This window comes from uncultured Lawsonella sp. (genome assembly GCF_947252745.1).
Lineage (GTDB): Bacteria > Actinomycetota > Actinomycetes > Mycobacteriales > Mycobacteriaceae > Lawsonella.
Map to the genome: position 1 here is coordinate 48,238 of NZ_CAMXWW010000001.1, position 14,892 is coordinate 63,129.

General features: G+C 60.1%; 11 protein-coding genes and 1 tRNA gene. 6 read left to right on the forward strand and 6 right to left on the reverse strand.

Going from position 1 to position 14,892, the window contains the following annotated elements; genetic code table 11:
* Positions 1 to 42 precede the first annotated feature (42 nt).
* Positions 43 to 885 carry an inositol monophosphatase gene (locus Q0X28_RS00260; RefSeq protein ID WP_296237900.1) on the forward strand — a complete coding sequence of 281 codons (843 nt, stop codon included), beginning with the start codon at positions 43 to 45 and terminating at the stop codon, positions 883 to 885.
* A 141-nt stretch (positions 886 to 1,026) separates the two neighbouring features.
* Positions 1,027 to 1,836 (forward strand): inositol monophosphatase family protein, encoded by an 810-nt coding sequence (locus tag Q0X28_RS00265; RefSeq protein ID WP_298575973.1) that lies wholly within the window; start codon positions 1,027 to 1,029, stop codon positions 1,834 to 1,836.
* Between the two features lie 39 nt (positions 1,837 to 1,875).
* Here Q0X28_RS00265 and Q0X28_RS00270 read toward each other — a convergent pair whose 3' ends face one another.
* Positions 1,876 to 4,491 (reverse strand): aminodeoxychorismate/anthranilate synthase, encoded by a 2,616-nt coding sequence (locus Q0X28_RS00270; protein WP_298575340.1) that lies wholly within the window; start codon positions 4,489 to 4,491, stop codon positions 1,876 to 1,878.
* A 259-nt stretch (positions 4,492 to 4,750) separates the two neighbouring features.
* On the opposite strand from Q0X28_RS00270, the gene Q0X28_RS00275 reads away from it, so the two are divergent.
* From Q0X28_RS00275 to thiD, 4 genes are all read left to right on the forward strand, one after another.
* The gene (locus Q0X28_RS00275; protein WP_298575343.1) at positions 4,751 to 6,436 is read left to right on the forward strand and encodes a hypothetical protein; all 1,686 of its coding nucleotides are present in this window, start codon (positions 4,751 to 4,753) and stop codon (positions 6,434 to 6,436) included.
* Positions 6,437 to 6,748: 312 nt separating this feature from the next.
* Positions 6,749 to 8,359 (forward strand): hypothetical protein, encoded by a 1,611-nt coding sequence (locus Q0X28_RS00280; RefSeq protein ID WP_298575346.1) that lies wholly within the window; start codon positions 6,749 to 6,751, stop codon positions 8,357 to 8,359.
* A gap of 153 nt (positions 8,360 to 8,512) precedes the next feature.
* Positions 8,513 to 9,028, forward strand: a complete 516-nt coding sequence (locus Q0X28_RS00285; RefSeq protein WP_298575349.1) for an arsenic metallochaperone ArsD family protein — start codon at positions 8,513 to 8,515, stop codon at positions 9,026 to 9,028.
* 41 nt (positions 9,029 to 9,069) lie between these two features.
* Positions 9,070 to 9,858: a bifunctional hydroxymethylpyrimidine kinase/phosphomethylpyrimidine kinase gene (gene thiD, locus Q0X28_RS00290; protein ID WP_296237913.1), complete on the forward strand. Its 789-nt coding sequence runs from the start codon at positions 9,070 to 9,072 to the stop codon at positions 9,856 to 9,858.
* Between the two features lie 86 nt (positions 9,859 to 9,944).
* Here the strand turns inward: thiD and Q0X28_RS00295 are convergent, their stop codons facing one another.
* From Q0X28_RS00295 to Q0X28_RS00315, 5 genes are all read right to left on the reverse strand, one after another.
* Entirely contained in the window at positions 9,945 to 10,535 is a 591-nt protein-coding gene (locus tag Q0X28_RS00295; RefSeq protein WP_298575353.1) for a TIGR01440 family protein, read from the reverse strand.
* A 207-nt stretch (positions 10,536 to 10,742) separates the two neighbouring features.
* Positions 10,743 to 11,255, reverse strand: a complete 513-nt coding sequence (locus tag Q0X28_RS00300) for a GNAT family N-acetyltransferase (RefSeq protein ID WP_298575356.1) — start codon at positions 11,253 to 11,255, stop codon at positions 10,743 to 10,745.
* Between the two features lie 6 nt (positions 11,256 to 11,261).
* Positions 11,262 to 12,752: a DUF1846 domain-containing protein gene (locus Q0X28_RS00305; RefSeq protein ID WP_296237920.1), complete on the reverse strand. Its 1,491-nt coding sequence runs from the start codon at positions 12,750 to 12,752 to the stop codon at positions 11,262 to 11,264.
* Positions 12,753 to 12,799: 47 nt separating this feature from the next.
* Positions 12,800 to 14,530 (reverse strand): sodium:alanine symporter family protein, encoded by a 1,731-nt coding sequence (locus tag Q0X28_RS00310; protein ID WP_298575359.1) that lies wholly within the window; start codon positions 14,528 to 14,530, stop codon positions 12,800 to 12,802.
* 180 nt (positions 14,531 to 14,710) lie between these two features.
* Positions 14,711 to 14,784: transfer RNA gene (locus Q0X28_RS00315), tRNA-Met, on the reverse strand.
* Positions 14,785 to 14,892 lie beyond the last annotated feature (108 nt).

Consider the following 14,892-nt stretch of genomic DNA (forward strand, 5'->3'; position numbering starts at 1 on the left):
ACACCCTCGAAAAACTCCGCGCAAGCCGCTACCGTGGAAAGCGTGAACACGACGACAAGCAATCTGTATCTCGCAGCCAACCTCGTCCACACCGCCGGAAACCTCGCCCTCTCTCTCCGTGCGGGCGGCCTCACCATCGACACCAAAACTTCCATCTCCGACGTCGTCACACAAGCCGACCGCGCTGCGGAAGACTACGTCGTCACCACCCTCCACGACCAACGCCCCGCCGACGCAGTATTCGGCGAAGAAGGCACCACCCACCTCGGCACCAGCGGAACTCGCTGGACCATCGACCCCGTTGACGGCACCTACAACTTCGCCAACAACTTCGAATACTGGTGCTCCGCCATCGCCTTCACCGAACAGGACCCCACCAACCCTGCACGGTTCAGTAACCGCGACCGCTACCTCTCGCCCTCCACAAACGTCACCGCAGGCGCTGTCTACCAACCCTGCACCCACACGCTCTGGATGGGCGGCCCAAACATCCCCACCACCCGCAATGGACAACCCCTCCCTCACTTTGGAGAAACCGGACGACCCCACCGAGACAACCTGGCGGCCGCCTGCATCAACACCTACCTACACCCCACCTTCTACCAAGACCCCGACATTTACGCTGCTTTCCTGCGGGTTATTGGCCGCTCCGCCACCTACCGCATGATGGGCTCCGCCTCTGTCGACCTCGCGTCGGTTGCTGAAGGCGACACCGACCTGTGGATGCAACACCGCCTCCCCGACTGGGATCGCCTGCCCGGCGCCGCCCTCGTCCTCGGAGTCGGTGGAGCCGTACAGGACGTTGAAGCAGCCGGGGAAATATGGACACTCGCTGGCGCACCACACCTCGTCGAGGAAGCTGCTGCGGCACTTCGTGGCGACTAAGCCCAGTATCCTCCAACGGCTGGAGTAGGCTAGCCTTAAGAAACCATGCGAGCTGCATCGGGACGATAGACTCCCCGAGCCGTAACAGAGGAGAAGCTGGCAGTGAACGCCTACCCACCTGCCGTCGACACCCTTCCTGGTCTGGAAGGCGAGTATCAGGACGACCTGCGTGTTGCCTGGGAGCTGGCGAACATTGCCGACAGCATCACCATGGACCGCTTCGAGGCGGACAACCTCAAGGTGAAGGCGAAGCCGGACCTTACCCCGGTCTCTGATGCGGACCTTGCCGTCGAACGCGCCATCCGTACCTACCTCAACGACCACTGCCCTACAGATGACATTGTGGGTGAAGAGTTCGGGGGTAACGCCGACTACGTCGGACGCCAGTGGGTCATCGATCCCATCGATGGCACGAAAAATTTTGTCCGTCGCGTCCCCACCTGGGCCACCCTTATCGCCCTTATGGTGGATGGAATCCCCCGCATGTGTATGATCTCCGCCCCTGCTCTACAACGACGCTGGTGGGCAGCAGAAGGCGCAGGGGCTTACCGCTGCTCCGCCAACTCCCCTGCCAAACAGATTCACGTCTCCGAAGTGAGCGAACTACGCCACGCCTCTATTTCCTTCTCCAGCCTCATCGGGTGGAAGCGCAAAAACCTCATGGACAACTTCATCAATATGATGAATTACTCGTGGCGCATGCGCGGCTACGGAGACTTTTTCTCCTACTGTCTGATGGCGGAAGGTGCGGTAGACGTCGCCGCAGAGCCTGAGGTCTGTCTGTGGGATCTCGCCGCTCTCGACATTCTGGTACGCGAAGCCGGCGGACGTTTCAGCTCTCTGGATGGGCGTCCCGGACCGCATTCCGGCGAGGCCGTCGCCACCAACGCTCTCCTCCACGACCAAGTGTTGCGCGCGATCAACCTGGGGGAGCTCCCGCCTCGCGACTAAGCTCTCCAGCTCACCTCACCCACCTGTGCGCGTGCAGCTCTACTCAACCCAGCGGTCGATTTCGCGCACCCCATGAAGCGCGTTAACAGACCATACCCGGTAGTGGGGCAGCTCTGTCGCTGCCAACCAGCGTTCTTCCACCGCATAGCCTTGGGAGCGTGCTTCCTCTTCCACGAGCAGGCGCATCGTGGATGGCATCACTGCATCGTGCGGTGGTCCACAGAGTGTGTCCCCGTCCCACCACAGAATTGCCGAATGGCTTCCCTCCCGTACCATTCCCCATCGGTCAACCAGCACCACTTCCTGCGCTCCCTGCTTTCCGGCGAGGGCGCGCAGCTCCCCGTAAACCGGCATATCGGGCCCCTTAATGCGCGGGAGGACCAGCCGCGCATATCGGTCGGTAAAACAGGCCGCACTTCCGATGAGACCGACAATGTGGGTGTACCTGGGTGGGCATGGACGAGTCAGTTGAGCACTACCACCCGTTGCCTCCCAACAGATTTGCGGGAAGAACTCACCAGTGGAGGGAAGCGCGGCACAACACTGCGCGTAGAACTCCGCGGCCTTCGCCGCTGCGGCGGGGCCATAAAGGTTCTGCACACCCGCCACGAAACGCTGCTGATGGAGCTCTCGGGCCCGGCTGTCTCCATCTCCCCCATTGCCTTGACGGAAGCCCGCAAAGCCCGTAGTGAGCTGTTGCGCGAAGACACCGTCACGGAGGTAAAACGAGTCCACTACTCGCGGAGTCCATGCTGCCGGATCGAGTATTGACCCCACCACATAGCTAGCCTTGTGCAGCATCTCCGCATACTCGTCGTTGCAGGACGACTCTGCGGTAATGGCGCCACCCGCCCCCACGAAAACTTCCCCAGCGCGCGTAAACCAGGCGGAGCGGATGACCACAGACAGCGAAGCGGATCCGTCATCACCGAGGAAACCTAAAGTGCCGGAGTAGATTCCGCGATTCTGCCTCTCAATGTCTCGGAGCAGCTGGACAGTCCGTTCCTTCGGGGCACCCGTCATACTCGCAGGCGGGAAACACGCCCGAATCGCCTCCACGGCGCTGCATTTCGGGCGGAGCCGACCCGTCACTTCCGTCACCAGCTGGTGCGCGGTGCGGTAGCTCTCCACGACCCTATCCTGCGGGACGGTGACGCTACCCGGTTGGCACACACGCGCCACATCACTGCGAGCCATATCAATAACCATCAAGTTTTCCGCGCGCGTCTTGGGATCCTGCTGCAGGTCAAGCGCCCGCTCGCGATCCACAACAGGGTCCGAGAGGCACCGTTCCGCCGTTCCCTTCATGGGGCGAGTAGTAATACTGCCATCCACACTGATCTGTAAGAAAAGCTCGGGAGAAGCAGAGACAATTGCCTCCACTGGGCCTCCGGCCAGCTGCATAAACGCCCCAAAAGACGTTGGGCAGGTGTGCCGTAACCGCAGATAAGCCTCCCACGGGTTGAGGGTAAGCCGACGTGGCAGCCGCAGCACATCTGTCAGACACACTTCGTAGCTCTCCCCACGAGATAGCACGTTCTGACAGTTCGCAAATGAGCGACGGTACCGTCCTGGACTGAGCGCAAAGGCGCCGATAGTCGACGCTAACTCGGCGACTTCAGAGGCGCTCCTCCTGCCCGGCTCTTCCGCCTGTTCCGCATCGGCACGGCGTGTAGCGACACAACACGCGGCGGCACGTTTCCGCAGTGCCGCAACACGCTCCGCGTCCTCCCCTGCCAACTGCCAACGAGTGCCACTCCCCCATGCCACCACACGGGTATGGGCAAAATCTGCTCCGTCTACCTCATAGGGCAGCACCCCAATCCAGCCGGAGTAGGGGTACGGCGGGCACGCTGGGGTGATGGCAGGCAACCCTCCGGGCTCGCCGCAAATCGCCAAAAGACTCGTCGTCTCCCCCAAACTGTCATCTAGCCAGCGGAAACTCTCCCCCTCCTGCAGCGCACACCGCAGCACCTCGGCCAACTGCACCGCAGTTATTCCCTCCACCACCGGAACGGAAGCCGACACTGCCGCACGGCGCGTCCCCCACCACTGGTGGGCCAGCCTCAGCACATTCATCGCCAGCTGCAGCCCGCAGGTGGAATCTATGGATTCTGGGTGAAACTGCACCCCCCAGCGTGGTGCCCCAACCGACTCGTATTGTAACGACATCACAGTGCCGTCCTCTGCCCAGGCTGTTGCCTCTACCCCCTCCGGGAGCGGCTCCGCCACCGCTAACGAGTGATAACGCACCACCTGCGCCGAGGGTGCCACCCCCTCCCAGATACCGTCACCATGGTGACGAATCTGCGACACTACCCCATGGTGCGGTACATGGTCAGGTCGCAACTGAGCCCCCTGGGACACTGCCATCAGCTGATGTCCTAAGCACACACCCAACACTGGAACCGGTTCCAGCAAAAGCTCCCTGGAAACTCCCACATCTGTTGCTACCAAAGGGTTTCCCGGACCCGGGGAGAGCACCACCAAGTGGTAGCGGGACACCTCGTCCTTTCGCCCAGCCTGCCACGATGGGCAATCATGGGGAACAATATCCACCTCCACGGCATAACCTAACTGCTGGCCAGCACGGTACAAGAGGTGCCCCAGAATGTGTGTGTAGGAATCATGATGGTCCACAAGCAGGATGCGCACGCCCTTAACCTTAACCCCAACCCTGGCCAGGCTTCTCCTCACCGCAAATGCACCCCGGCACGTCCAGACGCAATCTCCGACGCACCAGTATCACTCTTGCTATCACCACGCCGTTACGTCCGTAGTGTGCACCCACTTTTTTAGGTAAGGCAACATTGTGCCTACCACTCTAGGAAAGCTGACCAAAAAAGAGAACGATGAGGATGTCAGAGTGTTTTTACACAATTCCATAAACCGCAACGGACTTTGGGAGAATCTCATGCATTCCTCTCGCACCGGCGCACTTGCCGCTGCCTCCGTCCTCTCTCTGGGCGTTTCTCTCCTGGCCTCTCCACTAGCCACCGCTGCTCCCACCCCCCTCCTCGGCGCCTCCACCGGCGCCGCCCTCCACGCTGCCCACACGCAGCACGCCACCTACCCCGACTGGCCGGGCCAACCGCCCCGCCCAGCACGCAAAGGCGCCCCGCTCAGCTGTGTCCCCGTGCACGATGATGAACCCGAAGCGACCAACGCTGAAGATTTCGACGAGCTCCCTCTCGCCCGCGTCGCTGGGCTCCCCACCCGCGTCGACATGCGGGACAACACCAGCTCCTACAACCGAGAGTGGGAGGTCACGCTGAAAGACGGGCAGCTCTATACCCGCCCCCGCCACAGCACAAAAGAATGGCGCCTCGCTCCCATGCCCAGCTGCATGCGCGGCCAGCTCATCGGGGTCTCCATGGACGCTGAAGAAATCGTTGCGCTCGACAAAAACGGTTGGGTCTACACCATGTTCGAGGCCCAAGAAGACACTGACGAATGGTACTGGAAGACCGCCTGGGGCAGCCTCCTCCGCACCGAAGATGGTTTCCAAATGGCCAACACACACTCCGGCCAATGGTCCCTCTCCATCATCAATGTTAATGACGACAAGTACTACACCGACAAAGACGGCGTGACCCACCACATCTCCCTCGCCGGCTGCACCCAGATATTGGAGCTCAGCCCCGACGGCCGTCACCTCTTCTCTCACGACCCGTGGCTTCCCAACGACTACAGCTACGAATGGGGCACCCCAGTACAGTCCCGTTTCATCGCCCGATCTGTTTCTGCCTCCGGCTCCGTCGCCCTCATCACCAACAAGTATGGCGATCTCTATACCCGCATGTGGGACTACGACTATTCCGGCGGCGACCCCGCACAGTTCCGCTACACCTTCACCAAAGACACCTCCCGCCACGAGGCAGAGGACTGGTTCGACCAGCGACTCAACCCCAGTACTCCAAAGATCCGCATCCCCGTCCCCGACTGGACTCAACAACCGAAGATCCCCGGTGAGATCACCGACCGACTCTCGGTGGAATCCGTAGCAGTAGGCTCCGCTCACCGCCTCCTCAAGGTTGAGGGACGCAAGAATGGCGTCACCGGCTACTGGAAGAAGATGCTCAACGACCGCCGCTGGACCTTTGTCCCCACCAGGCTTCCACTCCGCGGCACACTACTTGAGAACAGTCCACGTGATCGGACCATGGACACCCTCGCCCCCTCCTCCCCGTTGAACTACCGGGGTAAGCTGTCCGCCAACGCCTCCCTCACCGTTCCCCACTTCGCCTACCAATCCCCGCATCAGCCGGTCACTCTCACCGTCGGAGGGAAGAGCTACCCCATCACCATGCACACGGTCTACGGACGACTAGGGACAATGGCAAGCCAAGAACTCTTTGCACACTCATACGGAGTGACCCAACAGCCACGCCGCTACGCCATCGCCTTCGAACTGCCCTCCGCAGTCTGGACGGCACAGCATAGCAACCCCGCATTGGCCGCCTTTGTGAAGAGTTATTTGCGAGGTGAGCGCACCCACACGATGTACATGACCGTCACATCTGACACGATGACTCTTCTCAACCCGCTCGTCCCCGGAATCTCCCTCACCCCCCAGGTGGCCGAACTCGACCGCTACTAACCCCTGCCCGAGTTGGGTGTGCCAGTCTAAACTCACCTGCACCGCAACCCACCTGAGCAGCACCGCACAAACTCCGCCCTTTCCCGGACGGGGCGGACTCCCACCATAACGGCTAGCTCTTCCCCCACGCCTGCAGAGCCACTCCGGCCGGCACCATCCGCCGACTGCGCTGCAGTGCTAGCGGGGAAGAGCTGGCCGTTATAGGTAGACTGAGAGGAGGCGGGCTGAGCGCCACCCCGACGTCATCTCCCACTCCGGAAGGCTCTCCCACCCCAGCCCCACCACCTTTACACTATCCACATAGAGGACGAGATGACGACTACCCCCGGACGTACCCCGCACCCAAATACGCCCTTCCGCCCCACCAGTGACGGCCCCAACACCATCATCCCCGTCCGCATCAAAGACGACACGGACCTCAGCTACCAACAGCCTTTCGCAGACCTCCCTGTAGCGACCGACCCGCGGCTACCCACCCGCATCGATTTACGGGACAACACCTCCAGCTTCAACCGGCACTGGGAAATGACCCTTCTCGACGGCACCCTCTACATGCGCCACCGAGAGACAGACGAACCGTGGCGCTACGCCCCCATGCCGGAAGGCTTTGACGATACTCTCATCGGAATCTCCCTCGATGCCGACCGTCTAGTAGGTGTTGACGCAGACGGCTGGCTCTACACCATGAAAGGCACCCTCAAAGAACCCGAAGAGTTCGTGTGGATCCGCGCCTGGGGCGGGCCCGGCCGAATCTTCGACGGCTTCCAAATTGCCAACACCACCCCTGGGCAATGGGTGCTCTCCGTCATCAGCGCCAGTGAGGACCAAACCTACATCGACGGTGACGGTCGCGTTCACCCCGTCTCCTTCGCCGGACTCACCCAAGTACTCTTCCTCGCCGGCAACGGACAACACATCATCTCCTGCGACCCCTGGCTCACCCGCGACTACTCCTACGAGGTCGGCACCCCCGAGGACTGCCGCTTCCTCGTCCACTCCCTGTCGTCGGCCGCCTCCACCACCTTCATCACCAACAAGTACGGGGACATGTACACCCGCCTCTACGACGTTGACCTCGCCGGCGGCGACCCTGCCCAATTCCGCTACACGTGGGTAGGAAAACCCGAACGCAAAGGAAGCGGCTCCTGGAAAGAACACCGCATCAACTTCCGCACCGCCCCCATCAAATTACCCCCACAGGAATGGCTACACCACAGTAAGATCCCTGGCACCATCACCGACCGGATCTCCATCCACTCCACTGCACCCGGCGCCGAGAACCGCGAACTGCGCGTCGAAGGGGAGCACGCCGGCCACACCGGCTACTGGCACAAGATGCTGCTCGACGAGGAATGGGGCTTCACCGCCACCGGGCAACCACTACAAGGCACCATCCTCAACAACAGCCCTACCGACCGGACGTCCGACACTCTCGCCGACCCCTCACCCTACAGCTACGAAGGCCGCCTCTACGGCAACAAGAATGTGCGCGTAAAACTTCCCCACTTCGCCTATGCCGCCACGAGCCACCCGGTAGAAGCCACCGTCTACAACACTTCGGAAGACGCCGAAGCGGGCGGACCCCACAACGCCTGGGGAACTGGCCGCACCTACCACATGACCATCGCCACCGCCTACGGACGCCTCGCAAGCCCCTTATCGCAACGCCTGTTCAGCCGCGCCTTCGGCCTAGATGACGAACCTCGCTACTACAAAGCCGCTTTGCTCATTCCCCCCGAGGTCCTCGAACAGCGCGCTCAAGACCCTGCCCTGGATGCCTTCCTCGCGGAAAACATTGACGAAGACCCCGTCGTCCCCTTCTATCTCAAAGTCACCGAAGAACAGATCAAGGTTATCGTGCCTCCTTTGCCGTTCGCTGCGATCGATTTCCCCACCCGAGTCTCCCGCCTCCGCCGCATCTAGCAGCGCCTACCCCACGGCAGAGTTGTTCTCTGGTCGTGGAAATCCCCCTGCCGCCGGCTACTTGTTGGAACGCACTCGTATACTGAAGACAAGTTAGCCTAACGGACGTTACCCTGCCCGGCTCCGTCCCCTTACAGTAAAAAAGGATCATCTATGCCCTCCATCATCGTCTACGACAATGTCCCCCATTCCCACTGCGGCTGCGGCGCCGACCACAACCCGGAAGTCACCACCTTCACGTTCGAAGCATCCGCAGTGCGCGCCGCCGGCGCCGACATCACCCGACACAACTTTGACGAAGAGCCGATGGCGTTTATGTCTACCCCGATCAGCTCCTTCGTCGCAAAGAAGGGTGTTCACCGTCTGCCTGCCGTCGTCGTTGACCGAGCAGTCGTGCTAGATGGCCGCTACCCCACCCGCGAAGAACTCGCCGAATGGGCAGAACTGTCTACAGACCAATTGGCCACCCTCGTTGAGATTCCCGAGGAAACCCTTCCACTGGCAGGCCACGGATCAGGTGGAAGCTGCGGCTGCGGCGGACACGGATCAGATGGAAGCTGCGGCTGCGGCGGACACGGACACGAACATGGCGACCGCAGTGAGCATCACGGGCAGGGCTGCGGCTGCGGCGGACACGGACACGGACACGGACACGGACACGCCCACTAAACCCTCTTCTTCCCCACTCTTAGGGACACTAAGGAATCCTCATGACTGCATTTGTTCTCGACATTGCTGGATCTGAGTCCACCGGCGGTGCCGGCTGCCAAGCCGACCTGCGCACCTTCCACCAGTTGGGCGTCTACGGAGCGTGCACCCTCACCTGCATCGTGGCGTTTGACCCCGCTAACGGTTGGAACCACCGCTTCGTCCCAGTCGATCCGCAGGTCATCAAAAACCAAACCGAAGCTACTCTCGCCTGCTGGGACATCGACGCGGTGAAGATCGGCATGCTGGGTACCGTCCCAGCTATCGACGCCACCGCAGAAATCCTCTCCCAGAACAACTTCCCGCATGTGGTGGTAGATCCCGTACTCATCTGCAAGGGTCAGGAGGCAGGGGCCGCCCTCGACATCGACAATGCACTTCGGGAGAAGATTCTTCCCCTCGCCACCGTCCTCACACCCAACCTCTTTGAAACTGAAACCCTCTCCGGTATGGAGAACATCAGTACCGTGGAGGAACTCACGGAAGCCGCCAAACGCATCGCCGATTCCGGCGCCAAGGCAGTACTCGTAAAGGGCGGCGCTAACCTGCCCGGGGACAATGCCGTAGACGTCCTCTGGGATGGGCACGAAGCCACCGTCTATTCCGCCCCCAAAGTGGGTGACCTGCGAGTCTCCGGCGCCGGCGACAGCCTGGCCGCCGCCCTTACCGCAGAACTAGCCAAGGGCAAGGACCTCCATGCCGCTGTGAGGGCGGCGAAGGACTTCGTCACCCACGGTATTGCCCAGTTACTGGACGCTGGAACTCCCTTCGGGGTCGTTTGGCAGAGCTAAGAGCACGTCACCAACACACAGGTAGCGGGGTGGACCAGCACTATCTGGTCCACCCCGCTACTTTGGCGCCGTAGCTGCACCTCCGACTAGTGCTTCGGCGGACAGCCCGGAGTGTGCGCCAGGGCATCGTTATACTGTGTACGCACACCACCAATGTACTTCGGGCGGGTCCGCGCAGCCGTCAGCGAAGCTTCCCCCACCTGATTATGGGTCAACCGCACCGGCACCGCGACAGCACGCAGATGCATTCCAATGAGCGTAGCGCCAATATCCAGGCCTGCATCTGCCCGCATAGATTCCACCACCATAGGATGGTCAAAAGTCTGGTAGGCGGCAGTCGCGAAAGAGCCCCCCGCGGTGGGAACGGGGCGGGCGTTCACTTCTTCAGCCCACCAACGGCCCACCATCGCCTCCCGCTCCACAACGAGTGCCCGGTTCAAGTGCTCGCAGCACTGGGCAGCTAGATGGATCCCGCGCGGTAGCAGTACGTCCACCAAAGCGTCGACCACTGCCTGCCCCACAACCGGGCTGGGCTCTGCGCCAATGTCATGGCCGGTGATCTCTGACGAAGAACACCCCACCACGAAAAGCGACCCGGCAGAAAGTTCACTTTTGTCACATAATTCGGTGGCGGCATCCCGCACCTGTTGCTGGATCTGCTGCACTGAGAGCGCCATGCGCACTATCCTCCTTGGCTCTGTACCTCTCCTAGCTTAATCAGCAGCCTCACAAGACGAGCAGTGTTAGCGGTGATGATTAGCCACGACCACCTTCACCCCCACCACGCATGCCACCACGCCCAGCAACAAAAGAGCGTTCACGATCGAGAAAGACTCCACGCCCGTTGCCATGGAATAAACGAACGACGAGCACAATCCACTACTTTATAGAGCGGATGTCACGCCATTGCGTCGTCCTTGTTCTGCCAGTGCTTTCACTGGCGCACCAATCATGCGGTAGTCATACCAGCCCTGCACCTCTCGACCGCCCATATGCTGGTAAACGTCAATAGCTGCCTGATTCCAGGTCAACACCGTCCATTCCAATCGGCCCCAGTTATTCTCCTCCATGATCAAGGCCAAACGCTGGAACAGGAGCGACGCATAGCCCTTTCCGCGGGCAGACGGCCGAATGTACAAGTCCTCCAGGTGAATGCCGTACACGCCCTCCCAGGTGGAGTATGTGGTGAACCAGAGTGCCATCCCCTGCACACCGTCCTCATCCACGATAAGCTCTGCCCACGCCTGCGGGTCGTCTCCGAACATTGTTTCCACAATTTGGGCGGGCGAGGTTTTCACCTCTGCAGGAGCTTTCTCGAACTCCGCTAGAGCACAAATGAGCTCATAGATAACGGCGGCGTCATCCACAGTGGCCCGCCGAATAATGGGGAGGGTCATCCTGTATTAACGCTTCCGATAGAGAGATTTACGCTGGTAGACCGGTTCAGAGGTCACCAGAACTCCGAGATTTCGGAAGATGCCGGTGTCCACTGACCCCAGGATAGTGGTGGTGTGTACATCGCACCCTCGGAGCGCATGAATCTGTGCCAACGCCCGGCGCGCATACTCGTCCGTGTTGGCGGACACAGACAGCGCAATAAGAACCTCATCAGTGTGGAGTCGAGGGTTCCGCGATCCCAAATGTTGCGTCTTTAGGGTCTGGATAGGCTCAATCGATTCACGCGCCAGTAGTTCTACCTCGTGGGGGATTCCCGCCAAGTATTTTAGGGCATTAAGCAGCAGTGCTGAGGAGCATCCCAACAGAGGGCTCGTCTTGCCGGTGATGATGGTACCGTCGGCCAGCTGAATAGCGGCTGCCGGCGCCCCGGTTGTGGCTGCAACCTCCAGCGCAGGGGTGACGACAGCACGGTCCTCCGTGCTCAGCTTCATCTTGCTCATGAGCAGGGCGATGCGCTCCGATTGGGTGGGTTCAAGCTCCTGCTGCTTTTCGTACACTTGCGCCTGGTAGAAGCGGCGAATGATCTCCTGCCGGGCAGCTTCTCTGCAGACCTCGTCATCACTGATGCAGTAACCAGCCATGTTGACCCCCATATCGGTGGGCGACTGATAGGGGGAGGCCCCCATCACTCCCTCCAATAGCTGTTTGAGGACGGGGAAAACATCAGCGTCACGGTTGTAGGACACCACCTGTTCCCCATAAGTGGCCAGGTGGAAGGGATCGATAATATTGGCGTCTTCCAGGTCTGCAGTGGCAGCTTCGTAGGCCACGTTCACCGGGTGGTCGAGGGGAAGGTTCCAGATGGGGAAGGTTTCGAATTTGGCGTAGCCAGACTTCATCCCTTGCTGGTTCTCTGCATAGATCTGCGAAAGGCAGACGGCCATTTTGCCGGAGCCGGGTCCGGGTGCGGTCACCACCACAACGTCGCGGGTGGTCTCGACATACTCGTTCTTTCCGTAGCCTTCGTCAGAGAGAATTCGACTGATCTTATTGGGGTAGCCGGCGATGGGGTAGTGGCGGGCAACGGTGATTCCCATACGGTCGAGCTTGCGATGGAACTCTTGAGCCTGGGGGTTGTCGTCATTCCAGCGTGTGATGACAACGTTGTCGACGAGGAAACCGCGCGACCGAAACACATCGATCAGACGGAGCACATCCTCCTCGTAGGAAATGCCAAGATCCGCGCGTACTTTGTTGCGGATGAGGTCTTCCGCATTCAGCACCACAAGAATCTCCATCTCGCTCTTCATGGACTCCAACATGAGAATCTTGTTGTCGGGTGTAAACCCGGGGAGGACACGCGAGGCGTGCATATCGTCGAAGAGTTTTCCACCCATTTCCAGGTAGAGGCGTCCACCGAATTGGGCCCGTCGTTCCTTAATGTGGCGTGACTGCAGGTCAATGTACTTCTGGCGGTCGAAACCAACAGCGTTCATACTGACGTGTCCTTCTTCGGTTGTAAGATTCGAGATGTCTTCCCCCGCTATTGTTGCACACGCCCTTCGGATGACTGGAACGAATCAGCCGAGGTCCGCTCTCCAGACTCCCCAACAACGCCGTCACCCGAGTCTGCGGATACATCGTCATCATCGGCGGACGGCATCTCGTCACTGTAAAAATCAACACAGAACTCGCCGGGTTCCGAACCGGTGGGCACCTCCCCCATCGAGCCACCACCCTCGGGGATATTACCCACAGTCACGGCCGGGTCCTCGTCCCCTTCCTTGCTGTACAGCATGCCGAGCTGGTGTTCTTCGGCGACTGGACCAATATCGCCGTCCTTCACACGCCCTACGAAACCAAAGATCTCTTGCTTCACCACAGGCGCCAAGAAGTAGAGCCCGAGCAGATTGGGAACAGCCATGAGGAAAAGCATCGCGTCGGAAAAGTTGACGATAGGGTCGAGGGACGTCGTCGCCCCCACCACAATGAGCAGGATGAAAACAACATTGTAGATTTTCTCCGCTTTACGCGAACCCCCGAAAAGGAACCCCACTGCCTTACACCCATAGAAGGAGTAAGAGAGCATGGTCGAGAAGGCAAAGAGAGCAACCGCGATAGCCAGTACATAGGAGAGCCACGGGGCAACAGTTTCCCATGCCCCCGAAGTGAGGGCAACGCCCTCTACCCCCGGCTCAGGATTCTGCCACACCCCCGTGATAACAACCGTTAGGGCGGTGATGGAACACACTAGCACCGAGTCTACAAAAGGCTCCCACATGGCGACGAACCCTTGTGAAGCCGGACGCCGGGTTTTCACCGCGGAGTGTGCAATGCCAGCTGTTCCGACACCCGCCGCGTTGGAGAAGGCAGCCCGCCGGAAACCGATAATCATGGCTCCGAATACGCCGCCAGCAGCGCCCTTTCCGGTGAATGCCCCATCCACGATAGCGGTGACAGCGGCAGGCAACTGCTCAATATTGACACCGATAACGACCAGGCAGGTCAGTACGTAGACAGCCGCCATAATGGGGACAATGCGGGAGGTGTAGTTACCGATTTTGGTGATTCCTCCCAAAATGACGAGTGCTACCAGACCCGCGATCGCGATGCCGATGGCCCAGCGGTAGGGTTCCAAAACTCCACCTGAGACCGAGACGATCTGCGAGGTGGCCTGGTTCGCCTGGAACATATTGCCGGCGCCAGTCATACCGAAGATGGTCGTGACGGCAAACGCCACCGACAGGACTTTGCCCAGGGTGGCGTGGCCCTGCTGTTTGAGACCATCCCGTAGGTAGTACATAGGGCCACCGTCGGTTGTGCCATCCTCTCGCACAATGCGGAACTTCGAGCCGAGCGTTGCTTCTGCCATCTTTACGGACATGCCGAGCAAGCCTGCCACGGCAATCCACAGCGCGGCGCCGGGCCCACCCACTGTGATAGCGATCGCGACGCCGGCAATATTGCCGAGCCCGACAGTGCCGGAAAGCTCGGTGGCGAGGGCCTGGAACGAAGTGACTTCACCGGGGTCCGTCTCCCGCGCAAAGCGGCCTCGGATGAGATGGTAGGAAAGCTTTTGGGAGTGGGGGCGGAGCTGTTGGACACCCAGGTAGAGCGTGAAGAAGAGGGATCCAGCGAGTAGCCAGACGAGGATGATCGGGAGAGAGTTCTCCCCGATGGGGATGTCGAAGAAGACGACGGAGGAGACGGCATCCGCGATGGGCGACATCACCGTTTCTATAGCATCATTGACGGGACTAGCTGCGAGAATCATAAGGTTAAGGTCGTCCTTGCACGGGGAAAAGTCTTTTTTCAGCGTATCGTAGGCACTATTTTGTGGACAACATGCTGGGGAGAATCGCTGCGCCGCATACTTCTACCACCGGCTTCCCTAAAATATTCTGTACACAAACGAAAAGCTCGGTTCCGAAAGGAACCGAGCTTTTCTTCTTAGTAGCGGGGGCAGGATTCGAACCTACGACCTCTGGGTTATGAGCCCAGCGAGCTACCGAGCTGCTCCACCCCGCGATGTTGCACGTTTAACGTTAGTTCACCGTGGGGCCAGGAAGCAAATCGGTAATTCTGCAGGTTACATCATGACGTGATAGTCAACATCGTTAACACGAAATAACCAGA